The sequence below is a fragment of the Mycoplasma sp. 6243 genome, from assembly GCF_051200785.1.
GTDB lineage: Bacteria > Bacillota_I > Bacilli_A > Mycoplasmatales > Metamycoplasmataceae > Mycoplasmopsis.
Genome location: NZ_CP195154.1, coordinates 423,832 through 449,128, shown reverse-complemented (window position 1 = coordinate 449,128; position 25,297 = coordinate 423,832). Strand labels below are relative to the sequence as shown.

General features: G+C 28.6%; 21 protein-coding genes. 3 read left to right on the top strand and 18 right to left on the bottom strand.

All coding sequences use genetic code 4. The features are described 5' to 3' along the window. Position 1: 1 nt before the first annotated feature. The 6 genes from ACR82Z_RS01975 to ACR82Z_RS01950 all read right to left on the bottom strand — a co-directional run bounded on the left by ACR82Z_RS01975 (position 2) and on the right by ACR82Z_RS01950 (position 11,658). Positions 2–7,132 (bottom strand): beta-N-acetylglucosaminidase domain-containing protein, encoded by a 7,131-nt coding sequence (locus tag ACR82Z_RS01975; RefSeq protein ID WP_435130457.1) that lies wholly within the window; start codon positions 7,130–7,132, stop codon positions 2–4. A 359-nt stretch (positions 7,133–7,491) separates the two neighbouring features. Beyond that, positions 7,492–8,370 (bottom strand): GTPase Era, encoded by an 879-nt coding sequence (gene era / locus ACR82Z_RS01970; protein ID WP_435130455.1) that lies wholly within the window; start codon positions 8,368–8,370, stop codon positions 7,492–7,494. Beyond that, a complete protein-coding gene (gene cdd / locus ACR82Z_RS01965; protein ID WP_435130453.1) occupies positions 8,370–8,768 on the bottom strand; it encodes a cytidine deaminase in 399 nt (132 codons plus the stop codon). The genes era and cdd overlap by 1 nt, the downstream gene beginning before the upstream one ends. 1 nt (position 8,769) lies before the next feature. Next, positions 8,770–9,240, bottom strand: coding sequence for an rRNA maturation RNase YbeY (gene ybeY / locus ACR82Z_RS01960; RefSeq protein WP_435130451.1), 471 nt, complete (start codon positions 9,238–9,240; stop codon positions 8,770–8,772). A gap of 17 nt (positions 9,241–9,257) precedes the next feature. After that, entirely contained in the window at positions 9,258–9,656 is a 399-nt protein-coding gene (locus ACR82Z_RS01955; RefSeq protein WP_435130449.1) for an MAG1140 family protein, read from the bottom strand. Next, complete coding sequence (locus tag ACR82Z_RS01950) at positions 9,637–11,658, bottom strand: Mbov_0121 family peptidase domain-containing ABC transporter (protein WP_435130448.1); 2,022 nt, start codon at positions 11,656–11,658, stop codon at positions 9,637–9,639. Before ACR82Z_RS01950 ends, ACR82Z_RS01955 begins: the two co-directional genes overlap by 20 nt. Positions 11,659–11,779: 121 nt before the next feature. On the opposite strand from ACR82Z_RS01950, the gene ACR82Z_RS01945 reads away from it, so the two are divergent. After that, a complete protein-coding gene (locus ACR82Z_RS01945) occupies positions 11,780–12,319 on the top strand; it encodes a hypothetical protein (protein WP_435130446.1) in 540 nt (179 codons plus the stop codon). Positions 12,320–12,337: 18 nt separating this feature from the next. Here ACR82Z_RS01945 and trmB read toward each other — a convergent pair whose 3' ends face one another. The 4 genes from trmB to ACR82Z_RS01925 are packed head-to-tail and all read right to left on the bottom strand — an operon-like array spanning position 12,338 to position 15,182. Beyond that, entirely contained in the window at positions 12,338–12,946 is a 609-nt protein-coding gene (gene trmB / locus ACR82Z_RS01940) for a tRNA (guanosine(46)-N7)-methyltransferase TrmB (protein ID WP_435130445.1), read from the bottom strand. 7 nt (positions 12,947–12,953) lie between these two features. Beyond that, on the bottom strand, positions 12,954–14,459 hold the full coding sequence (locus tag ACR82Z_RS01935) for a phospholipase D-like domain-containing protein (protein ID WP_435130443.1): 1,506 nt from the start codon (positions 14,457–14,459) through the stop codon (positions 12,954–12,956). A gap of 43 nt (positions 14,460–14,502) precedes the next feature. Next, positions 14,503–14,742 carry a DUF2188 domain-containing protein gene (locus ACR82Z_RS01930; RefSeq protein WP_435130441.1) on the bottom strand — a complete coding sequence of 80 codons (240 nt, stop codon included), beginning with the start codon at positions 14,740–14,742 and terminating at the stop codon, positions 14,503–14,505. After that, positions 14,742–15,182 (bottom strand): RpiB/LacA/LacB family sugar-phosphate isomerase, encoded by a 441-nt coding sequence (locus ACR82Z_RS01925; protein ID WP_435130439.1) that lies wholly within the window; start codon positions 15,180–15,182, stop codon positions 14,742–14,744. Before ACR82Z_RS01925 ends, ACR82Z_RS01930 begins: the two co-directional genes overlap by 1 nt. Positions 15,183–15,337: 155 nt before the next feature. Here ACR82Z_RS01925 and rpmG point away from each other — a divergent pair, with 155 nt between their 5' ends. Further along, positions 15,338–15,490: a 50S ribosomal protein L33 gene (gene rpmG / locus ACR82Z_RS01920; protein WP_435130437.1), complete on the top strand. Its 153-nt coding sequence runs from the start codon at positions 15,338–15,340 to the stop codon at positions 15,488–15,490. Between the two features lie 223 nt (positions 15,491–15,713). Further along, positions 15,714–16,313, top strand: coding sequence for a transcription termination/antitermination protein NusG (gene nusG, locus ACR82Z_RS01915; protein WP_435130435.1), 600 nt, complete (start codon positions 15,714–15,716; stop codon positions 16,311–16,313). 42 nt (positions 16,314–16,355) lie between these two features. Here the strand turns inward: nusG and ACR82Z_RS01910 are convergent, their stop codons facing one another. The 8 genes from ACR82Z_RS01910 to efp all read right to left on the bottom strand — a co-directional run bounded on the left by ACR82Z_RS01910 (position 16,356) and on the right by efp (position 25,119). Beyond that, on the bottom strand, positions 16,356–17,282 hold the full coding sequence (locus ACR82Z_RS01910; protein WP_435130433.1) for an NAD(P)/FAD-dependent oxidoreductase: 927 nt from the start codon (positions 17,280–17,282) through the stop codon (positions 16,356–16,358). Between the two features lie 23 nt (positions 17,283–17,305). Next, positions 17,306–18,289 (bottom strand): prolipoprotein diacylglyceryl transferase, encoded by a 984-nt coding sequence (gene lgt / locus ACR82Z_RS01905; protein WP_435130431.1) that lies wholly within the window; start codon positions 18,287–18,289, stop codon positions 17,306–17,308. Continuing rightward, positions 18,282–19,214 carry an HPr(Ser) kinase/phosphatase gene (gene hprK / locus ACR82Z_RS01900; protein WP_435130429.1) on the bottom strand — a complete coding sequence of 311 codons (933 nt, stop codon included), beginning with the start codon at positions 19,212–19,214 and terminating at the stop codon, positions 18,282–18,284. Before hprK ends, lgt begins: the two co-directional genes overlap by 8 nt. 20 nt (positions 19,215–19,234) lie before the next feature. Beyond that, positions 19,235–22,078, bottom strand: a complete 2,844-nt coding sequence (uvrA, locus tag ACR82Z_RS01895) for an excinuclease ABC subunit UvrA (protein WP_435130427.1) — start codon at positions 22,076–22,078, stop codon at positions 19,235–19,237. A gap of 51 nt (positions 22,079–22,129) precedes the next feature. Next, a complete protein-coding gene (locus ACR82Z_RS01890) occupies positions 22,130–23,182 on the bottom strand; it encodes a nicotinate phosphoribosyltransferase (protein WP_435130425.1) in 1,053 nt (350 codons plus the stop codon). Continuing rightward, a complete protein-coding gene (locus ACR82Z_RS01885; protein ID WP_435130423.1) occupies positions 23,172–24,179 on the bottom strand; it encodes an MAGa3780 family membrane protein in 1,008 nt (335 codons plus the stop codon). The genes ACR82Z_RS01890 and ACR82Z_RS01885 overlap by 11 nt, the downstream gene beginning before the upstream one ends. Positions 24,180–24,241: 62 nt before the next feature. Next, positions 24,242–24,553, bottom strand: a complete 312-nt coding sequence (locus ACR82Z_RS01880; RefSeq protein WP_435130421.1) for an MMB_0454 family protein — start codon at positions 24,551–24,553, stop codon at positions 24,242–24,244. Between the two features lie 2 nt (positions 24,554–24,555). Continuing rightward, positions 24,556–25,119 carry an elongation factor P gene (efp, locus tag ACR82Z_RS01875; RefSeq protein WP_435130419.1) on the bottom strand — a complete coding sequence of 188 codons (564 nt, stop codon included), beginning with the start codon at positions 25,117–25,119 and terminating at the stop codon, positions 24,556–24,558. Positions 25,120–25,297 lie beyond the last annotated feature (178 nt).

Sequence of the window (25,297 nt, the reverse complement as noted above, 5' to 3'; positions counted from 1 at the left end):
CTTAATTATCCTTTTTCTTAGATTTTTTCTTAAATACAAATACTGATGCTGCAACTAATGCTGCTGCTAAGACTAATAACACAATGATTGCTGCAATAGCACCTTTGTTATTTGAAGTTGTAACAACTTTTGGATTTTCTTCTTTAGGTTTTTGTGGAGTTGTAGGTTGCTCTGGTTTACTTTCAGGAGCAGGTTTTTGAGCTTCTTTATCAGCTTGTTCTTGGGCGTCAGCAATTTTTTTACGTATTTGCAACAACTGTTCTTTTGTGGTTGCATCTTTTAACTCGTTTTTAAAACTTTCTTTTGATGCAGCATCTTTGATTTGATCAGCTTGCTGTGAAACTAAATTTAAAAGATAATTGAAACTTAGTTTTTGTGCAATTGTTAATTCTTTAGCTAATAAATCATTATTAGTTGCATTATTAACATCATCTAAAATACTTTGTTTAATATCTGGTGTTAAATCTTTAATTTCCTCAGAAATTGCTTTAGAAGTTTGGTTTGCATCATTTACCTTAACTTTTAGCGCAGCTAAAGCATCTAAGGTAGGTTGTGCTAAGCTATCAAGCTTATCTGTGCTTTGTAAACCATTTACCATTGCATCGTATTGTGCATTTAGTGCTGTCAGTGAGTTTGAATAAGTGTTTTTCAAGGCTTGTGAAGCTAATCCAGCAATTAAAGTATCGATGTCTTGGTTTAATGCGGTCACTTGATTTTGTTTGTCTAATAATGCTGTAACCTGCTTTGCAACTTTATCAACATCTGTTTTGGTAAATGCTTTTGCTAAAAGATTTTCAAGAGCAGCTTTTTTAGACTCTTGCAATAATTTTGGTAAATCTTTGTTTACTGCATTTACAGCATCGGTGTATTTACTTCATTCTTGGAATGAATATTCTTCTTGTAGATGTTCGATGATTCGAGTAAGTTCGGATGAGTTATTTGTTGCATCAACACGAGCTAAGTAGTTAGATTTATCATCTAATTTAGCAATCAATGCTTTTGCTAATGCTTTAGCATCATCTAAGTTGGTAGAATTTACAACTAATGCTTTAGCAGTCTCTTTAAGATCAGCTTCATCTTGGTTAATTTGTGCTTGTGATAATAAATCAATTTTAGATTCAGAAACATTAGAAGCAATGCGATCTAAAACGGCTTGATATTCACGATATGATGCATTGGTTCAAACATTATTATCATTAGAAATCGGATCTAATAATAATAACTTGTATTTTGCAATTGCTAAATTACGTTCATTAATAACTGATTCGGTAACAACTTTTAACGAATCTAAGGCTTCTTGCACTTTATCAGCTGTAATATATTGTGAATATACTATATTATCATCATTTTGAACCTCAGTTAACAACTGATTTGATAAAGCAGGGAACTTTAATTGGTATTTATCATTAAATGGATATGAATGAGCATCACGATATGCTTCGTATTCTTTAATTTTTGCACCGACAGTAGATTTTTCTAATGCAGCATATTTAGTATCAAATTGTTCATTTAGTTGTTTGTAACTATCTTCAGTTGTAGAATCACTAGAAGTATTAACTTTTGAACGAATTGATCCCACATGAGTTTTAAGATCATTGAAACTTGGATATTGATATTCGATTGGATTTAATAAATCAAATTTTGCAACATTTAACTGAGCAATTTGTTTGTTAAATGTTGGTAGTTTAACTAATGCTGCTTTAGTTTTCGTAAGTTGATTGATCATCGCATTTGTAACTGATGTAGTTAAATTATTTGGATCTGCTAGTGCTAATTTAGCTTCATTAACAGCATCTTGATATGGCTGATATGAAGTTTTTGTATATAAAGCAGGATTTACGTAACCATTTAATAAATATTGCAGATAAGTAGCTGAAGAAACTTTAGCATATGTCGGAAAAGGAACAGGTATTTTTATAGTATATTTTTCTGCATCCACATTAGCAGTTGCTTTAATGGTTGGAAAGTATAAAGCGTCTACATATTTATCAACATAACGCTGAAGAGCTTGTCTTGTAACTCTTTGGATGTTTTCCTCTGCTTTTGCATCTTTTTGAGTATCTGTCGTATCAGTTGTGGCTGCTGCACGTTTAGCTCTTGTATTTTTTGCTGGTTCAGTAGCTTTATCCTTAGAATCAATTAATTGCTTAAGAGCATGTTCAGCGTTTACATATGCATCCTTTGATTCTTCGGTTCGATTATTAGTATCATTTTGATTTTCATAAGATGATTTTAATTTATTAATTGCTGTTTTATCTGCAACTTCCCCAGTAATTACATAAGGGTTAAATTGCACAATTTTTGGTTTTTTACCACTTCATTTAATTTTAAATCCAACTAAGTTTGCACTGTTTATACCCTGTAAATAGGCTTCAGGCTTATATAAAGAAAATGTTACGATGTTGTTAAATAAGGTTCCAAGTCGTTTGTATTCATAGCCACCTTTTAATAAATTAAATGTAATTTGATAGACAACAGCATCTGATGGTTGTCCAGTCGAAACTACCATTAAGTTTTTATCTTTTCAGTTGGTATCAGCAACATTATAATATAACTCACCAGTTTCTTCTTTTGGCTCTCAATAGGTGGTATAATCAGCATCCAGCATTGCAGCAGGTTCATGTTCTACCGACGCAGCTTGATAATTAGTTCCAGAGAATCTAGGATCAGTTTTTGAATAATATTTTCCACCATTAACTTGGATTTCGTTGATTTCTAATAAGCGATCAGCTGGATAATCTTTTTTAATTAATAATTTTACATATCTAGCTTTAGTATCTGTTAAATTGTCAACACCTCATCACTTAAATCTTGGATGTTCGGTATCAATAGTTCCACTATTGGTGCGAGCTAAAATATCTTCTAAGTTATTTGGATCGTTTCCGATTTCAAATAATGATTTTCATACGGTATTTTTATCATTAGTTTCGGCTACTAATACTTCTAAGTCTCTTGGATAATTATATGAGTTGTTATTTGCATAGATTTTTAATGATGTTAAATCAATATCAGAACCTAAATCATAAACAACTTCGTTATTTGCTTTTGGAGTTGAGATAAATTTAGTTGATGTATCTAGGTCACTATCAAAACCACCATAGTTATTTTCAATGTTAGAAGCTTCTAAATCACTATCTACAATGCGACCAAAACGATCAAAGTCTTTAACTGTTACTGTCAATCCACTAAAGTAAATATCTTTTGATGTTGTATCAGTTTTAGTTTCGCCTAAACCAAAATCACTATTATCATATAAGTCTTTTGAGTATTGTAATCGAATGTATCTAACCAGCTTATCAGTTAGTTGTGTGCTATTATATAAATTAAATCAAGTTACACCATCAGTTGATGCTTGACTAATAAGGTATTCTGGAAGCGCACTTTCAAATTTGACATCTTTTAAAGTATAAATCTTTTGTAAATCTAATCCGAAACCACTTTTATCTTTTACTTTAACTGATACTGTGTTTCCTTCTTTGGCAAATAATTTAAAGGTATCATTATTATATGATGATAATAATTTATCAGTGTTAACATTATAAGAATGATATATATAAGCAGTTGTTACTGGATTTTCAAGTGGAGTGATAAATAAATGTTTAATATCTCATGATGGTTTTGCTGTAAATCCAGTTGTAGGTTTAATACGGATACCATTATATTTATTAGTATTAGTAATTTTAATTACATCATCACCTGTCGAATTATTTATAGTTGATAAAGTGGTAAAAGTATCATTAACATACCCTTGCACAATATATTTATCTAAAAAGTTTTCCCCTTGCACAAAGTGGATTGAACTAATCGCACTGTGACGATCAAAGTTTACATCAACATAGTCTCCAGAATAATCTACATTATTACTATTATTATTATTAGAAACATTATTTGTTCCTGAACTACCAGATGATGTAACAGATGTAGTAAGTTTAGTAACAGTATCTGAATCTGGGTTAACAATATCATTGATTGATTGATCGGAAGTATATTTCATTACTGTAAAAGGATAAAAATGGACTCCTTCAACAGCTTCATTAGGTCCATATATTTGTAAACCTGCGAGTTTTAACGGATTATTTCCACTTTCCCTGTTTGTTGCTCTAGAAACAAGTGAGATATATTGAGTTTTTGCATATCCATATGTTTCATAGTATTCTGCTTTTGCATCTTCATTACTTTGTGCTTTAATATAACTATTATCATAACCTTTACCAAAATTCTTTCAAGTAGATGTGGCAGAATCATAATATTTAACTTGGATTAGCGGGAAACCTTTGTTAGTTGTGTCTATATCTTGTTGGAAAGCAACAGCAGAAACTTCTGATAATTTATCTAATTTAAAGATAATTTGATCTAAATCTGCTGCATTTATAGTTCCAAAAGTTTCTGTGGTAGAAAAATTGTCATCAGTTAATTTTTCTAAATCATTTTTAGTTGTATTAGCAGGATTTATCAACTTCGAAGTATCTACCCCACTAAGATAATCGGTTAAATTATTATAAAAATTATAATTTAGTTTTTGTAAATCATTTATATCTGTTTGAGGATTTACTAAGAATTCTAAAAGTCTAAATTCATCACTATTAGTAGTGTTGCTAACATTCTTAATTCTTACCCCAATTACATCATCGATTGGTTTAGTAAGCTTAATTACCTTACGAACTGATGATTGGATACCAGTTACAGTGGCAACGGATGCATTTTGACCATCAATATCATGTCACGAAGATTCTTTGATTGTTTTTTTTGTTAAATCAATTATATGTGTATTTCGTTCTTGTGTATTTTGTCTTTTCATTGCAGTATATGTAGTAACATCCAAATCTGATGCATAATCTACATCATCTGCATAGAGTACTTGAATTTTAGCATTATCAAAATGATCTTTGATATTACCATTTTGATATCCTGCATATCTCAATCAAAGTTCTCTGAATTGAATTGGTTTATCAAATAATGTTCCAAAGTATTTATTTTTATTATCGGGTGGTACTGAACCTGTTTGATTTCCATAAATTAAAACTCTTTGGTTATTTTTTTGTAAAACTCATTTTACATCAGATTTAGAATCTTTGTTTTGTAAGTTTGTGATCACTTCTTGATTTCTCGGAACATCTCCAAGACTCTTGTGTAATTCATGATTTACAACTGGGATAAGTCATTGAATAAAGGGTTTAAGAACCTTGTTTCCAGCATTTACTTCGACTGCTACACCATCGTAGTTATACTGATGTGATTCAATGGCACTCTTATATAAATTTACCCCTAATGTGAATGCATTAAGTGCATCATCATATTTATTTGCTTTAATATCAACAGCTGCATCAATTAGATGATTTGCTGCTGTTGATAAATCTTTAAGCATATTTGCTCAAGGTTTAATTTCTGAAAAGAATGCTTTGGTTTTTGTTGCTGTTGAGATTTTTAATAAATCCACAGCATCAGTTAAATTAGTTAACTCATCTTGTAATGTATATACATCATATAAATTAAATGCTTTAGTATTATATGTTTGTTTAAACTTATTAGCATGACTTTCTAAAGCAACTGAATCGGTATTAGCAACAGTATTTGTTGCTGAATAAGGATTATCAAATAATCTCAATGCAATGGTACGTAATGCTTGTGCATCTTTACTTTCTAAATCTGAATCATTTAAAAGGTAATTAAACGATTGTACTCAAGCATCGTTAGATGATTGTCATACTTTTCAGCCATAATTTGCTGTTTCAAATAATGCGATGCGAGAAGCAAGTTTAGCTTGCATTGGTTTTACTATAATTCCATCTAATCCTTTGGTTAAAGATTGATTATTTGTAATAGATGGTAGATATGTTGATAAACCACCTAAAACCATATTTCCTTGATCTTCATATTTTTGTGTTGTCGGTCAATTTAATAATAAACTAACTCCACGATTTGCTTTATTTACAAAGTCACTTACATTCGATGCAACTTCTGCTGCCTTAGATTTAGGTAATTTTACAATCTCAATTTCTTTTGGTAATAAATTGTAATAATCTTGGTAATCAGTATTAGATACTAAAAATAAAGTTGATGCATCAAAATCTGAAAAAGCAGTAACGACTTTTTCTTTAATTCAAGATGTTAAATCATTTAAGATTCTAGTATTTAAATTCATATCATTGCTTGCATATAGCGCAATACGTTTAACACCAGCTGTTGCAAGTTGTCAAATTTTACTTTCTAAACTTGCTAAATCGGAATTATATGTATCTGCTGTAAAGTCACCTTGGTTAAATGGATTAATTGTATATACAAATCTAACTTTAGTAGATTCTCCAGTTGTTGCTAATTCTTTGATATTAGCAAGCTCACCTGGTGTATATAATAATTTTCATTGACTACCACGTTTTAAATCATCACTAGCAGCATATAAATATGTATTTAATTTATATTTAGATGCTCATGCAAAATAATCAAGACGATCTTGTTGTGATCACTGTGATTCTTTGAAATCATCTAATGTTCCACGCATTTTTATATCTGCATAGTCTTTAATGGTAAATTTTTCAATCTCATAACCATTAAGTTGTTTGAAGACTTCAGCTAAAGTAGTTGCAGCATAAAATGCCGCATTAGTATTTTTTGCTAAAACAGAAACATATCCATCTTTTAAAGTTGAAATTCAATATGCATCAGTTTGAAGTCATAAATTATCTCCATAAGGTAGATTATTTGATAAATCTGATAATTTATTATCAACTAAAACATCTGAATCTCCATGAATTCCTACTAAAATATTTGTTTTACCTTTAACAAACCTTCTAGAAACAGAATATTTTAATCCTTTATCTTTAAAAATTGCTTCATATTTTGCTCTAGTAACAGAATCAATTCCGTTTTCAAATACTAAATTGACTTCTCTAGTAACTAAAAAAGTTCGTTTTGCACTGTTAGTTGTATCTGTTGAATATGAAATAGAATGCACATATGGAGTAATTTTATATGTGGTTGTCTGTCCTTGTTGGTCAGAAACACTTGATGTTGTTGAAGTAGTCTGACTTTGTCCTTGTGTAGGTGTTCCTGCTGAAGCAGCAGCAACACCAGCAAGTAGTCCTAAACTACCACTAGCACCAAGAAATAATTTTAATTTTCTTTTGATTTTCATTTCACCTCAATAAAGTAATAATTTAAGTATAAACTTTAAATTTTTATTAACACAAATGTATGTGTTTTATCTTTTTAAAGATATACAATGAAATTATAAAGGTTTTTTTTTTTTTTTTTACATAATGCTATTAATTCGTTACTACTTTTAAAATCATTGAAATATGTAAGTTAAATATTTTATGCCTATAAATAAGATAAAAAAGTTTAATACTATTTATATTTTTACTTATTTAAGTTTTAAATATACACATTATTATTAAATTTTTTTGTATGTTATAAAATAAAAACCAATAAAAAACTAAAATTATTAAAATTTTGAACAAAAAATGTTTAACACTTTATCAAAGTGTTAAACAACTATTTATAACCAAATTTACCCAATAAATTTAAATCATCATTTCACTTTTTAGCAACCTTAACTTTCAATGATAAGGTTGTGGGTAATCCGAATTGACGTGCGATTTTTATACGTGCCGATTTTCCTATTGCTTTAATTTTTTCGGCATTTTTTCCTATTAACATTCCTTTTTGTGAATCTTTTTTAACATAAATAACTGCATCAATTACTATTTTTTGAGGATCAGATTCATCGAATTCCAAAATTTCAACAGCAATAGAATGTGGTAATTCTTCATACAATAAATTAATTGCTGATTCACGAATAATTTCTTTAGCAATAAATCGCATCGATTTATCTGTGATATATTCGCTATCATATTGTGGTTGTCCATCATAAGTATATGTTTTAATTAAATCTATTAATGCACTAATAGATTTATCATTATTGATGTTTGTTGAAATAATATGTTCAAAATTATATGCAAGTAATTGCTGCATTTTTTGTTGTAAAAGTTCGGGTTTACCTTGAATTTTATCAATTTTAGAAATTACAGCAATTTTGTGTTTTACATTCTTTATTTTTTCTAAAATCATTTTATCACCATTACCAAGATTCTCATCAGATGGACTTAAAAACAACAATACATCAATATCTTTTGTTGATTCATAAGCATTTTTATTCAATGTTTGACCTAACTTATTTTCAGGTCTATGGATTCCGGGTGTATCAGTAAAAATAATTTGGTAATTATCATCGTTATAAATACCTGTAATTTGATCTCGAGTAGTTTGAGCAGTATCTGTAACAATTGCAACATTGTAACCGATAATAGCATTTAATAAACTGCTTTTTCCAACATTAGGTCTACCAAGAATGCTTGCAAAACAAATTTTCATTATTTAATATTCTCCGAATGAATGGGATATGGGCAAAGTTCGATTAATTTATTAATACGAACTTTGCTAGCATCATTGCTATATTGATAAATCAATGCATCATTAGGCATAAATTCTGTCATTACTTGCCTACATCCTGCACACGGACTTACTTCTGATGTTCCTGAAGAAATAATATGTATTTCTTTGAATTTTCCAACCTTTCCACCATAAGCTACCGAACCAAACAATGCACTTCTTTCAGCACATAAACCGGACGGATATGCTGCGTTTTCTACATTAACACCTTTATATTGATTTCCATTTTCATCGATTGCAATTGCTGCAACAGCAAATTTTGAATATGGACAATATGAATATTTTAATAATTCTTTTAATTCTTCAACATTTATTTTCATTTTATCCCCTTGTAATTCTTAATGGATTAAAAATTATATCTACAATACTATCCATTTGTTGTTTTTGACTTTCATTTAAATGATCATAACCTTGCAAATGTACCAACCCATGTGTGAATAAATAACAAAATTCACGTTTAAGTGAATGATTGAACTCTTTTGCTTGCATCTTCATTTTATGTCAACATATTACTAGCTCACCTAAAAAATAAATCGGTAGTTTGTCATATAAATTATTTTCTTGAAAACTAAATGAAAGAATATCAGTTACATAATCTTTATTACGATATTCAAAATTAAGTTGTTTAATTTTATTTTTTGAAACAAAGCTTACATCTAAAATAATTTGCTTATTTTTATCTATTTTAAAATAATTAGCAAAATTATTTAAAATCTCATACATTTGATTAATAAAAATTTCTGTATTTCTAGGTTGATTAGAAAGGTTGATTTGCAGGTTATATTTAAACATAGCATAATTATATAAAATTAGTTAAATAAATGTATAAATCAGTTATAAATATATTTATAAATTAATTCTTTTGATTCAATTAAGCGAACTGGGATAAATTCAAGGTTCTTTTGTTTTAAAAACATTGATAAATCTGAATTTTTGATAATAATTTCTTCATTTTCATTTATTGCATCAATATTAATTTGATATTGATGCAATTTATCTTCAAAATTAAAGTCAATTTGATAGTTTTTTAATGCTAATTTATCATAAGTTATATTTTTTAAAATTAGTTCATTATTATTTTGTCTAATTATCACCTGCTGATATTTATTAATCGACTGATACATAATCAAATAAATAAACATCGCAAGCAATGCTAATAATGAAAAAAGTAGTAAATATTCTAAAAAACTAATTTTGTACTTTTTCAAGATTAATTACTTGCGAATCAGGAAAAAGATATTTATTATTATGTGAAATTTCTACTACTTTTTTGTTTTTCAAAATATATCGAAGTGGTTTTTGAACCATCAAGAAAATCTCTTGTGAAATCGATTCAAATGCTTCATCGAATAAAATCACATCATAATCTAATATAAAAATTCTTAACAACTTAATTATTTGCATTTGTCCACTTGATAAGGAATTGATATTTATATTTTCTATATCATCCAAATTTGCTTTTTTTAAAATAGGATATAACTTAAATCTATTAATGGTATCATTGAAACCAAAAGAATCAGATATCATTAAATATTCAGATATAGACATATCTAATTTTTGATTTTTATCCCCTACATAATAAATTTTTTCACGTATTTGGTTATTGTGTAAATTTATTTTTTGATCATTTATCAAGATTTCCCCATAATCAATTTGATATTTACCACTAATGATGTTGCATAATGTAGTTTTACCACTACCATTATCACCTTTGATGATATGTTTTTGATCAATTATGAGCCTCGGAATATTAACAACTTTGTAATTAGGATTGCTATTATATGAAAAAGATACATATGATAGATGTATTTTATCAATCGAATTGATATTCTCTAAAAGATTCGAATTTACAGGTTTACCAGTTCTAAAAATATTAAGCATAGTTTTGCTAATCTTATAATCTTTTGACATCTGAAGTGCTTGCGGGATAAATTTAAGTGGCTTGATAAACAAATTTGATGCTGTGATAAAAAATAATAACTCATATACTTTCAAATTCTGAGATCATATTTGAAAAGTTCCATAAATAAGGATACAAAATGGATAAAAAACATCTAAAAACAATTCAAAATCATTAAAATTTTGCATCTGTAAATTAAAATTAGAATTTTCTTGTATATATGCTGCATAATCATTCAATAAATTCTTTTGATATAAATTTGCAAATGTATAATCAAAATTATCTTTCAAAATATTAATATAATTATTGATTTGTTTATCAGTTAGAATACTTTGAGCAACAATTTGATTTTTGTTTTTAAAATACCAAAACATATAAATGCTTGCAAAAACACTTGTAATTATTCCAAAAGCACCTACAACAAATAACAATTTTTTATTTATAGCAAAAATAATAATCAATGAAATGATAAAACTGATAATGTTTACAAAAACCTTAGACAAAAAAGTCTTTTTATGAATTAAGTAATTCATTAAAGAACTGATGCGATTTTTTATCTCTATTTCACTTAATTGATTAATAATTTTAATATTTTGATGACTTCAAGATTTCAATAAATTATTGAATTCTTTTGAATAACTAGTCAATACTTTATTTTCAAAGATTCTAGTGATCATTATTTGAATTAAACTAATAATTACAAATAAAATAATAAAAAATCCACTCATTAATCATAATTCCTTTTTAAGATGAAATGGAATTATATTTTCAAAAATATATTTTGTTGTTAATGGTGTAATAAGTGAAATAATTATTTGCAGCAAATACATAAAGATCAACTTTATGGAAATACTTAAACCACCGAAATAATTATTTTTATGCTTTTTTGTTATTTGTTTTTGTGCTACTTTATCTTTGCTTATTTTGACTAATATTCCTTGATATAAGTTTAAAAAAATATTTTTATCTTGTTTTATTCTTCCTTGTTTTGGATCATAGATTAACAATTTATTTCCTTGCACTTCTTCAATTAGCACCATATGCTGCATATTTTGATTTAAGATAATTGCAGCAAGTGGATATTCATCAACATCAAGTTTTTCAAAATCTTTTGCACCACATTTAAAACTTTGTAACTGATATTGGTATTGCGACAAAGTTTGTTGAAAATGAAATAGACTAATGCCTTCTTCATCGTAACTAACATTCAACTTTAATTGGTTTATATCATATTGTTCGTTATAGTATTTATTTGCTAGATGTATAAATACATATAATGAACAATCTCTTGAATCAATTTGTTTATACATAATTTTTATATTATTTTTCAAAAAAAAGTGACTAATAAGGAACAAAAAATGTGAATATTATGTAAATAATTTAAAAATATGATAAAAATTAGTATAATTATAAAATAAACAAAGGGGTAAAATGGAAGCAAAAACTAAAAGAAAATTATTTTGATTTTCTGCTCTTGCAACAACTGTAACTGCCGGTGCTTTTGGTTTATCAATTGCAGTTTTAAACACAGGAGCAAGTGATAGAAAGTATTATGAATATAAATATTCAACACTTGATTCATATATAAATTCTGTTAAATTACCCGGTTTAGCAGATCAGCAAGTGAAAAATTTATTACAAAAAGCAGATGTTAATTATCATAATCCTAATCAATTTGATGATTTAGATTTTTTATATCAACAATTTCGCGAAATTTTAAAACAAGCATTAAAGCCTCGATTAGATAAATTTACTAATTATAATATTTCACTAATCTTACAAACACAAAACACTAAGCAATTAGTGGATGCATGAAATAGTATTGATAATATTGAAGAATTTTATCAGATTTTACCTAAAATTAAGGATGTTAATAAACAAAACCAATTAGAAACAGAATTTAGAGCAAGCATTACACCAGATAATACATCGGCTGTTTTAGCAAAAGCACAAATGGAAATACAAAAATAAAATCGTCTTTTGACGATTTTATTTTGGTTTTGCTATTAAAAAATTTATATTCTTGCCTTTTTGACTTCATTTAATTTCATAACCTGTTTTAATATTTTGATTATTATATTCTGATTTATGTAAATCATTAGTTTGATAAATTATTTTTCAGTTATTTTGTATTAACGAATCAAGTGAAAATTCAAAAAGTTTGTCATTATCTGTCTTAAATCATAAGTTTCCACCTTGTCCTAATAATTGCTTATATGTATCCAAAAATGTTTTGTATGTTAGTCGTCTTTTAAAATGTGCATTCTTAGGTCATGGATCACTGAAGGTAAGTCAAATTTTATCACAAGTTCCCTTGAATATTTCATTTATTTTAATCGCATCAGCAGTTATAATAAATAAGTTAGTCAAATTAAGTTCTTCAATTTTTTTGAGAATTTTAACTGCAACAGTTGCATATTTTTCAAGAGCATAATATTTGATATCAGGATTTTGCTTTGCAAGGGATGTTATCATCTCACCCTTACCTGCACCTATTTCAATAACATCAGTGTGATTTAATTGTATCGGAAATTCTTTTAGATAATAACTAGATTCATCTAATTTACCTTGTGCATTTTTATCAAATCTTAACCTCATATACTCCTTATATTAATAATTTCATTCAAGAAAAAAAGAATTTTTCAAAGATGTTGTAATCTTTATTTAACTTTGGATTATCTGTTAAATCACTGCAATATTTATCATATTCATTAAAAATATCATTGACTTGTGCGACTGCATCTCCATAAATAATATCCATTGTTTCATACTGCGAATTCATACTACGACTATCTAAATTAGCACTACCTGCTCAAGCAATTTGTGAATCAATGATACCGATTTTAGAATGCATAAAATGGTCATTATATATTTTTACCTTTAACCCGTGTTTAATAAGTTTTTTAAGTTGTCATAATCCAATTTGATGCACTATTTTCTTATCTGGTAAGCCTGGAAAGTACACAGTTATTTCTACCCCGCTTTTTAAACATAATAAAAATTGTCGATACAGAGCATCGGATGCAGAAAAATATGGTGATGCAATTTTAATACTTTTTTTAGCATTAGCAAATAACTTTAATCAAGTAAATTCAGAAACAGAATGTGGAAAACTTGGTGATTCAGCAACTAAAACAGAATGATTGCGATGGTCATCATCACAAATTGATGACAAATATTGAGAAGGTTTTAGTTCTTCTTTAGCAAAAATATGTCAAAGTTTTAAAAAAAGTAAGATATAAACATTAACATATTCACCTGTTATTTTATAATTAACATCAATTCAGTGCCCATATTTTTTTGATAATGAAGCATATTCATCAGAAATATTATTTCCACCAGAAAACACTATTTGTGAATCTATAATAATAAATTTTTGATGGTTGCGGTTAAAACTTGCAGCATTAATAAATGGATAATAAATTTTACCAATATAAATAATTTTAATACCTAACTTAATTAATTTCTTTATTTGTTTTTTTTGAGAATGATATGCACCAAAAAAATCAATTAATCATCTTATTTCGATACCTTGTGAGTGTTTTTGTTTAATAAGATCTAAAAACTCTTTTGAAATTTCGCTTTTTTTGATTATATATGAAATAATAAATACTGATTTTTGAGCTTTTTTTATTGCTTCAAATAATGTTTTATAAAACCGATAACCTTCGTTATAAAAATGGTATTGGGAACTTTTGGTCTTGGTATCATTAATGCGAGCAACAGCCTTTAAATTTGCATCATAACATTCATGTGTGCTAGTTAATCCGAACGATTCGTATGTATTAATTTTATATCTAGGATCATTTTTTAGTTTGATTTCACTTCTGTTTCGTGAAATTCAACCAAAACCAAAGAAAAGAGCATGTCCTACAACCGGGAATAAAATTAAGATATATAATCAACCTAATTTTGCTTCAAAATTGCGACGTTGTAAACCGATAAAAAACACAAAAAGAGTATTAACAAAATAAGCTATTGTCAAAAATAAGTAAATATAGTTAGCATTAATCAAAAATAACAGACTTGCTATCCCTGCTAATAAAGCAAAAAGAAAAATAAATTGAGCTATAAAGATAAAAAATCTTTTACTAAAAATCCCTGTTTTCATAATTTAATGAAATACGCAATATCAATCAATATTGCGTATATTTTTATTCTGGTTTATAACCTTTTCCAGCACGGATTTTTCCATTTTCTCCGTGTACATAGTATGTTCCGTTATGTTTTTTAGCTAAATCACGAGCATATGGAATTGCTTCTTTTTGAGTATCAAATATAATAGTAGCACGTTCTGAACCTTCACGTGATACTCTTCATTTACCTTTCTGTTTATCTAATGTGATATGTCAGGTAGGTTTTAAGTCTTTTTTCTCAACTAACTTGTCAGCCATTATTTATCTAACTCCTCTATTCTTGATTGGTGTCTACCACCTTCATAATTTGTTTTTAAATACTCATCAACCATTTTTTTAGCATTTTCTGGAGCAATTTGACGTCCTCCGAATGCTAAAACATTGGCATTATTGTGTAATTTTGCTAAATGAGCATCCTCTAACGAAGTAACTCTAGCAGCTCGAATGTGTTTATGACGATTTAGTGCATATGAAATTCCTAAACCTGTACCACATACCCCGATACCAAATGTAGGATCTTCATTATCCATATATTCAGCTAATTTATGTCCTTGAGTCGCATATGAACTTGGAACTGCATCAGTGTTTGGTCCTAAATCAACTACTTGATAACCTAAAGATTCAACATAATTTTTAAGTTCTTCTTTAAGTTTATAACCGGCATGATCGCTTGCAAAAGCAACAATTTTTTTATCCATTTTATTCCTTTTTTGTGTATTTTTCTGTATTATACTAAATTCTTATAGTATTATAAAGAAAAAATGAAATTTTACATAAGAATTATAAAAATCTTAAATTGTTTTGTTTGCTTGATTTATAGCAAATTTTAAATAATATGGTAGAATTAATAAATATGAAGACTAATCATAAAGTAGCAATGTCTTGTAGTGAATGTCGTCGTAAAAATTACACAACTAATAAGAGTTTAGGTAAAACTGAACGCTTAACTGTTAAAAAACATTGTATCCATTGTCACAAACATACAATACATAAAGAAGAGGTTTAAATGTCACAAGAAAACGAACATATCGTTAAATCGAAGCGAAAAAAACGTTTTTGGATGCGCAAGCTAGTTAAAGAGGTTAGACGTGTTAGATGACCCGATGCAAAAACAAATTCAATTAACTTTGTAAAAATTTTAATTTTTACTGTAATATTCACTATTTTTGTAACAGCCTTATCATTTGGCTTTACACATTTATTCAAATTATGAAACATTTAGGAGGCTTATGAGTAATTTGAAATGATATATGATTTCTACCGTTAGAGGTAAAGAACAACAAGTTATCGAATCATTAAATAACCGAATAGTTGCTGAAGATTTATTACATGATTTTGATTTAACCGCAACACCACAAGGAGCATTTAAAATCTTTCAACGTCCAACACTAACTTCTAAAGAACATCAAAAGAAATTAGAAGGTAATGAATTTAAGGTTAAATATGTAAATTTATATCCAGGTTATATTTTTGCTCATATGCATATGTCTGATAAAGCTTGATTCTTGGTGCGTAACACTCAATATGTTACTGGATTGGTTGGTTCTTCTGGTAAGGGAGCAAAACCTACTCCAGTATCTAATCTTGAAATTACTAAAATGCATAAAAAAGAAAAAGAAGCACAACAGCGTTTTGATTCAGGTGAATACAATTTCGGTTTAGAAGAACATAATTTTGTTGAAGTTATTGAAGGTCCATATACTGGTTATGTTGCAGAAGTAATAGCAATCGATCATAAAAATAAAGAAGTGACTTTGTTAATTGAAAGTTATGGTAAAAAATCAGAAGTAACAGTTGATTTAGATTCGGTTCGCTTAGCAGATAAATAATTGATCAAAAATAAAGGATGCAATTAGCATCCTTTATTTTTCTTACTTAAAATTAATATAATCAGATATTTTTTTAGCAGCAATTGCTCCATCTGAGGCAGCTGTGATAATTTGACGAATATCTTTAGTTCGGATGTCACCTGCAGCAAAAATTCCTTTAATTCTAGTTTGCATAAATTCATCGGTTTCTATAAACCCGTTTTTATCTAAAATATTGAGGTTTTTAGCAAAGGTTGTGGTAGGAACCATTCCAATGTAAGGGAAAAATGATCCAATTGAAATAGTTGTTTCATTTCCGTTTTTATCTACAATAACAGCAGATTCTAACGAATCATGTCCTTGTAATTCTTTAATTTGTGATTCACGATAAACAGTAACATTTGGCTTAGCAAGTAATTCATCAACTAATCTTTTTTCTGCTGTGAAATCTGCATCTTTGATTACAATATGTACATGTGAAGCAATATTGGTTAAATAAGTTCCTTCTTCAACTGCTGAATTACCTGCACCAAGCACCAATGATGGAAATCCTTTATAAAGTGGACCATCACAAATTGCACAATAACTAACTCCGCGGTTTAAAAATTCTTGAAAGTTTTTAATAAAGTTTGGTTCGCGGTTTTTCATTCCGGTTGCTATCAATACAGTGCGACCAAATACTGATTTCCCGTTTGTTAATTTAACTTCTTTTTCATAATCCGAATGGTTAATCAGTTCTTCAACTTCACCATATTGATATTTTGCACCAAATTTTTTAGCATGTTCTAAAAAATGTGTTGCAAGTTGTCACCCTTCAGTCATTTCGGTTCCAAGTCAATTTTCCACCTTATTTGTTACCACTAATTTTCCACCAGGTGCTCCTTTTTCAATAAAAATTGTTTTTAATTCTGCACGTGAAGCATATAATGCTGCATTTAAACCAGCAGGTCCTGCTCCAATAATAACTAAATCATAAATTTCTTTTTCCATAATAACTCCTTATTTAATTCAACTTATTTAAATCATATATAAGAATATGCTTTTTTAAACATATGGATTATTGATGTAGCATCAATATATTGAAAGTAAGCATTTTGATCTTGATATTGATAGAATTTAAACACTTTATGTCTGTATTCTACTTTATATTTAACTTTAGCTCACATTTGATAGTAAATAAATACTAATACACCGACAACAACAAATGCGATCGCAACATATTGATATAATCCATATGCTTCTTCACGCAGTGGTTCCATCGCCATACGTAGCAGTCCGTATCAAATTAAGTATAAACCAATGCTGCTTCCAGGTTTAAAGATACCAAAGAAGTTTATCACTCATACAATTAAAATATATCCAACTAAGTTTGCTAATCCTTCATATAAGAATAATGGATAACGATATGCTCCGTTTAATCCCATTGAATTAGTTAAAGCATCAGAGATATACATATTTTGTGCAAAGGTTTTACCAAAGATTAATGAACTTTGTCCGCTTCAATCGATTTTTCCATAAACTTCATGGTTTGCATAGTTACCCCAACGACCAATAAATTGACCTATTAAGATGGTAGGAATAATTATTGATGCAGCTTTTCGAATATCTAAGTGTTTGCGTTGTGTATAAACATAAAATAAATCTACTAAAATCGTTACTACAAGTCCACCTTGAATACTTAATCCACCCTCTCAGATTTTATACCAAGCCGAACCTTTAAATGGTTCATCTTGATAAATAAGTTGCTCGATTATATATCCAAGACGTGAACCTAAAATCCCAAGTGGGATGGTAATAATGATTAACACAAAGAGTTTATCCATATTTAACTTCTCTCGTTTTCAAAAATAAATGATTGTTAAAATGGATGCTAAATAACCGAGCATAATCATTAATGAATATACCTGCACACTAAATGAACCAATACTAAATAAAGGTGCATCTGGTATCCCTTCGTGCTTTGCTGTTTCAGGTACTCATATCGGAATACTAGTCATCTAGTTCTAACCTCCTTTTTTCTATTTCTTTCAAGATATCAAGTCCATCGTGACGCGATAAATAGGCACTGACAGCAGCTTCAATTAATGAAGCAGCTGAACCCCCTTCTTTGATCGGAACTTGTATTTTCTTAATGCTACGACCTAAAATTGGGTATTTAAGAAAATCGACTCCAATGCGATCTAACTCATTTTGTTTTTCAGTACGAACCAATTCAACAACTAAATTGATAATCGATGATGGTGCTACAGCTCGAATTCCGTATGTATATTTTACATCAATTATACCAATTCCACGTACTTCTAACATATTTTGAGTTATTTTTGGTGATTTACCGATAAATAAATTTCCATTATCTTTGATTAAAACTGAATCATCACTAATTAAAACATGACCTTTTTGCACTAACTCTAAGGCTGCTTCAGATTTTCCTATCCCTGATACACCTGTTATCAAAACACCAGTACCACCTACTAAAACTAAACAACCATGTACTAATTTTTCATCTGCAAAATGGTTGTTTAAATAAGACCCGATATTGGTTGCTATATAAGATGAAGACATCGGAGTCAAGCAAACTGGTACACCATATTTATCAGCCATTAATTGAATCCAACTTAAAGCAGGTTTAGAAATACGTCTTGAAAGCAGCACCAATGGTGGATTACCTAAAAACACATGTTCAATTGCTCGCAATGCTGCTACTCGCCCGATGCTTTGAAATCATATAGATTCGGTAGTTCCTCATGAAATTATATTTCCTGATAAATCACTATTTCCGATATGTTCGGTTAATTCCAGACCAACTTGTTTTATTGCAGGCCGATACACACATCCTCAATTAACTTTATTTAAATCATTATTTAAAAGTTTTAAATTAAATAAGTTCACAATATGTCTAACACTGATATTTTTACGATTCATATTAATTAATTATAAAGAAATTATAAAATTTTAGATAAAAATTCGGCTGTGTATCCAACATGTCATTTAGCAACTTCTTCAGGACTTCCAGATGCAACTATTCTACCACCTTTAATACCACCGTCAGGACCTAAATCAATTAAATAATCACAGTTTTTAATCACATCTAAATTATGCTCAATTACAATTACTGAATCACCTTTATCAACAATGCGATCTAAAATTTCAATTAATTTCTTAACATCATGAATGTGTAATCCAGTTGTGGGTTCATCTAAAACATATAATGTTTTACCTGTAGGTTTGCGCTGTAAATAGGTTGCTAATTTAACTCTTTGTGCTTCTCCACCTGATAAAGTTGTAGACATTTGCCCAAGTTTGATATAACCTAATCCAACATCTAATAAAAATTGAAGTTTTTCACTAATTTTTTTATGATTTTTGAAAAATTCAAAAGCTGCTTCCACACTCATTTCTAAAATATCATTTATATTTTTATCACGGTATTTGATTTCAAGTGTTTCACGGTTGTAGCGTTTGGCATCACATTGGTCACAAGGGATGTAAACATCTGGTAAAAAATGCATTTCTATTTTCAAATAACCATCACCAGAACATTTTTCGCAGCGACCCCCATTGGTATTGAAACTAAAAGTTCCTTTATTATAACCTCTAGCACGAGCTTCTGCAACATTAGCAAATACATCTCGGATGTCATCAAAAACACCTGTGTATGTAGCAGGATTAGATCTAGGAGTTCGTCCAATCGGGCTTTGTGAAATAGGTACAACTTTATCAATATTAATAAGTCCTTTAATAGTATCAAACTTCGCTTTTCGTTGCGCACTTCCTTCGGTTAAACCTCGCATATGTTGAATTCCTGCAACTAAAATATCATTAACTAATGTACTTTTCCCGCTGCCTGATACACCTGTTATTCCTACTAGCATCCCAAGAGGAATTTTAACATCAATATTTTTTAGATTGTTCTCACGAGCACCTTTGATTTCAATAAAATTTTGATTACCAGGTCGACGCTTTTTGGGTATTTTGATTTGATATTCACCTGATAAATATTTACCAGTAATTGATTCAGGAGAATTAATAATATTTTCTAAATCACCAAAAGCTACTATTTTTCCACCATGTTCACCGGCTTGCGGGCCAATATCAACTATATAATCAGCAGCAAAGATGGTTTCTTCATCGTGTTCAACAACTATTAAAGTGTTACCTAAATCAACCATATTTTTCAATGTTTGAATTAGTTTTTGATTATCTTTTTGGTGCAATCCAATTGAAGGTTCATCTAAAACATATAAAACTCCTGATAAATTTGATCCGATTTGGGTAGCTAAACGAATCCGTTGTGCTTCACCTCCTGACAAAGTTTCTGCGCTACGGTCAAGGGTTAAATATTCTAAACCTACATTCTTTAAAAATGATAATCGATCGATAATTTCTTTAAAAATTAAATTCGAAATTGAAAGTTGATGCTCACTAAGTTTTAATTGTACTTCTTCGATTTTTTCAAGCAATTTTTCAATTGACATTTTTATATAATCAAAAATATTCAACTTATCTATTTTCACTGCTAAAGCATGTTGATTTAAGCGAGCTCCTTTACATAATGAACAAGTAAAGGTTCCCATATATTTTTTTAAATAATCACGACGATTTTCAGAAGTTGTATTGTAATAATGATTTTCAATTAAGGTTATAATTCCTGCAATTTTATCGCGACGGCGATATTTATTCCCTGATGATGAAATCAATACATAATCTATTTCATCATTTTGCGAACCGTATAAAATTCGCTTTATTTGCTCATCGTTCATCTCATCAATTGGTAAATTTTTAGGAATATGATAATATTCTAACATTGCATCATATTCTTGTCATTCAAGATTTTGAGTATTTACAGTATTAGCAAAATATTTAATTGCCCCTTGTTCGATTGTTCTTCATTGCTCAGGGATTAACACATCGATATCTGCTTTAAATTCTAAACCTAATCCCTTACAATTTTCACACATCCCATATGGAGCATTGAACGAAAACATTCTTGGTTCTATTTTTGGAACTGAAAAATCCTTATAAATACATGCATATAACTTTGAATAAATATTTACTTGTTTAGTAGTTAAATTCTCTACTCTAACTATCCCACCTGATTTTTCAGTAGCAATATTAATTGCTTCTGAAATTTCATTATACTTTTGCTCACTTACTTCAATTGCTCTGGTAATAACTAAATCAATATTATGTTTATTGTTCTTATTTAGTTTAATTTCATCTTCAAGTAAATACATATCTCCATCAATTTTTACCCGTGTGTAACCATCATTTTTAAGTTTTTCAAGTAGGTTTTGATGACTTCCTTTTTCACTTTCAACCAATGGAGCATATATTGCAATTTTTTGATCTTGATTATTTAAAAAAATTTGATCAAGAATATCTTTTGAAGTTTGTGAACTTATTTCAATGTTATGATTTGGACAAAAAACCCTACCAATCCTTGCAAAAAGTAATCTAAAGTAATCATATAACTCAGTTACAGTCCCAACAGTTGAACGTGGATTATTATGAACAGTTTTTTGTTCAATTGAAATAGCAGGACTAAGTCCTTCGATTTTATCCACATCAGGTTTTTTTGTTCCACCTAAAAACATTCTAGAATATGAACTTAGCGAATCAACATATCGTCTGCGACCTTCTTCGTAGATAGTATTAAAAGCAAGCGAACTTTTTCCACTTCCACTGAGACCTGTAAAAACTATTAACTTGTTTTTTGGGATTGTTAAATCAATATTTTTTAAATTATTTTCGCGGGCACCTTTAATCACTAATACATCATCTTTCATATCACCTCTTTAAATATAAATGTTTAATGCTATATACCAGTAATAAACATTTTATGCTTTATTATTATTTGATTTAGGTATATAATCAATTAGGTTTGGATTATAGCGATATCCGCGGCCTTCTTTAGCTTGTTTTTTACCATTTAATAAGGTTGCATCAGCAGAAAATGAATTATTTAATTTAAATATACTTTGTCCAACTCCATAAAAATCTACAGGTGCATTTGAAGCTTCAAAATATGCTATTTTAGATGCATTAAATCCAGATGAAACAACAATTTTATAATTGTTAGCACCTACATCATCCAATGCCACACGCAATCTTTTTACTTGTTCAACATTAACACCATAAAAATCTGGATTATCAGGTTCATTATCAAACATATGATCCTTCATATTCTTAGATGTATCAATCCGAACACCTCAAACCTTATCACCTAATGCATTCCATACTGCTAACGAATCTTTAACAACATCATTATTGTAATCTACTAAAGCGATAATTTTATCGTTTGGAAAACTATGTTGAAATGCAAGTGTGGCCGCAACTACATCACCATCAAAATTTTGTATTAAAGCATGAGGCATACTTCCGAAAACACTTTCTTGATTGTTTTTTTGAGCAAATTTCTGCATCGGTGTCGATACAATGTGAATACCTGCAATACCAACTGCATATCCATCGATTGTTTGATTGATAAAATGATCAGCACGATCACCCATAAAAATTATTTCTTTGTTATTAGCAACTTTCTTAATATCATATGCATTGGTGGCAATCGAAGTATAGCGAGCTAAAATCCCGTCTATCATACCTTCTCAAATTCCAAAATCTTGATAATGTCCTGTAAGTTCTAATACAATCTCTAAGTTATTAATTTTGCTACCATCAGGTAAATATTTAATTTTATACTTAGAAGTGTCGGTTTTTTCTTCGAGTAATCTTAAAACTTCTTGCATTCCTGCTAAAATACTATCATCTCGACGCTGAAAAAACTGTAGTGTAATAATATTTTTTGGATTATGCTGTTTAATAACCTCTTGAGTTTTATTAAAATAACTTGCAACATAATCGGTTGCTTTATCATCCTTTTTATTTTTCATTTTTTGCTTCCTGCATAACTGCTTTACGTTGCTCTATTGCTTCAATTCTTTCTTTAGTCTTAATAAAGTAAACTGGAGGCAAGGCTTTTTGTCCTGGTTGTAAGATTCTCAATACTTTTCTAAGGATAAAACCAACAGCAGGCGCTGAAAAGAAAGATAGAGAAATCATTATTAAAATTAAAATAGATTTTAAATATAAATTATCTCCACTATAACCTAGTGGATGTCAGAAACTGATAGCTGAATAAATTGCTATCCCGCGATCTAATTCGGTATTATATATCTTTGGAATAATATAATTTTCTTCATTAGTTTGTGCTACTATACTCGGTAAAAAGTCATGTTGAATAAGATTTTTAAATTTATAACCAAATGTATATATAAAAATAATAAAAATCAAATATGTAACTGGATAAATCGAAAAACTTCATATAACACGGGTACTTACACGAATTCTTTTTCTTTCTCAAAAAAGAGTAATTATACCAAAGAACGGGGCGATCGCATGTCATACTAAAGTTCGATAAAAATCATTATCTGTATCATTTCCACCGATGCTAGAATCGACTATATAACCAAACCAAAAAGCTGATACAACTATGATAATATAAACTATTCCAGAAAAATAAAATTTTTGCATTTTACGGGATTTTTTAAAAAATGGAAAGATTAAAATCGTAATTGCCATTAAAACATTTGACATAAAAGTAAATCAATAAGTTGTTCCTCCTCACAATAATAGCACTGCATTAGGAAGCAAACTGCGATATACTTCACGTTGCATATTTGGTTTTGAATCTGCTATTTCTTTGATTTTCCTAAGTAAATCTTGATTTTCATTATATACTTTTCAAGTTTCATAACTTTTATCTGCTCAGTTTCATAAAATAATTGAAATATATAAAAGAATAAGATTGACTCCTATAATAAAGGTTGCTCAATCTTTGGAATCAAAATGTTTATAAGTATAATAAAACTTTCTAAAACCTTTTTCCATATATTTCCTTTTATGTAACTGATGATATATAAGATAAACTTTTAATATTATTTTATGTAAAACTAATAAAATCCCCTTAAAATTAATTGAATATTTTTGGGTTTAATATCAATTAAAGATTTTATAGCACTTTTTAACTGGTTACTGATATTTTTAAATAATGTATTTAATGATTTTCGCGATGTTTCCTTTACCTTTACTTCAAGGTATATCATTAGATTTGTATGATTTTCTTCAAATACTAAATTAGGTTTACCAACAACTTTAATTTCTCTAAAATCAGACATTGTAAGTTTTATAATATCTAAAAAAGCACCCTCTTTAACAACATAAATTTGATCTGAATTAAAGGGAACATTAATATAATTTGACATAATTACTCTTTTGATTTACCAGAATACTTACCTGTTTCAGTTGAAATGATAATAATATCACCTTCTTTAATAAACATCGGTGTTTCTAGTTCATAACCTGTTTCAACAATCACTTTTTTTTGTGGATTTGTAGTGGTATTACCTTTTACAGCATCTGGTGCTGATGTAACTTGTAAAGTTACATTAACAGGTAGCTCGATATCCAAAACTTCGTTTTCAAACATACGAATCTGAACTTCCCGTCCTTCTTTTAAAAAGTTCATTTCTCAAGTAACTTTATCAAGTGAAATTTCAATTTGCTCATATGTTTCTTTGTCCATTAAAATAATATTTTCACCATCTGAATAAAGATAATCCATTTTTCTTTTATCGATGTGAGCCGGTTTTACCTTGTCTCCACCTGTATAAGATTTTACGGTGGTTGAACCTGTTCTTAGATTTTTTACTTTTGCTTTAACATTTGCTTGTCCACGTCCTTGTTTAGAATGTTGAGCTTCTAAAACAACAAAAATTTCTCCATCATCTCGAAATGTTATTCCAGGCTTAAATTCATTTACATTTATCATATTTCCTCGTTTCTGACTTTTTTTATGTTTTATAAATTATAACTGAAAAAATTTAAATATGCATCCTTTTTATCTCATAACAAATAAAATCATATTTGTTATTTTGAAGAATTTATATATGGTTTTATCATACGACAACATATTAATCATTTACTTCTATAAATAACATTACAAAAAA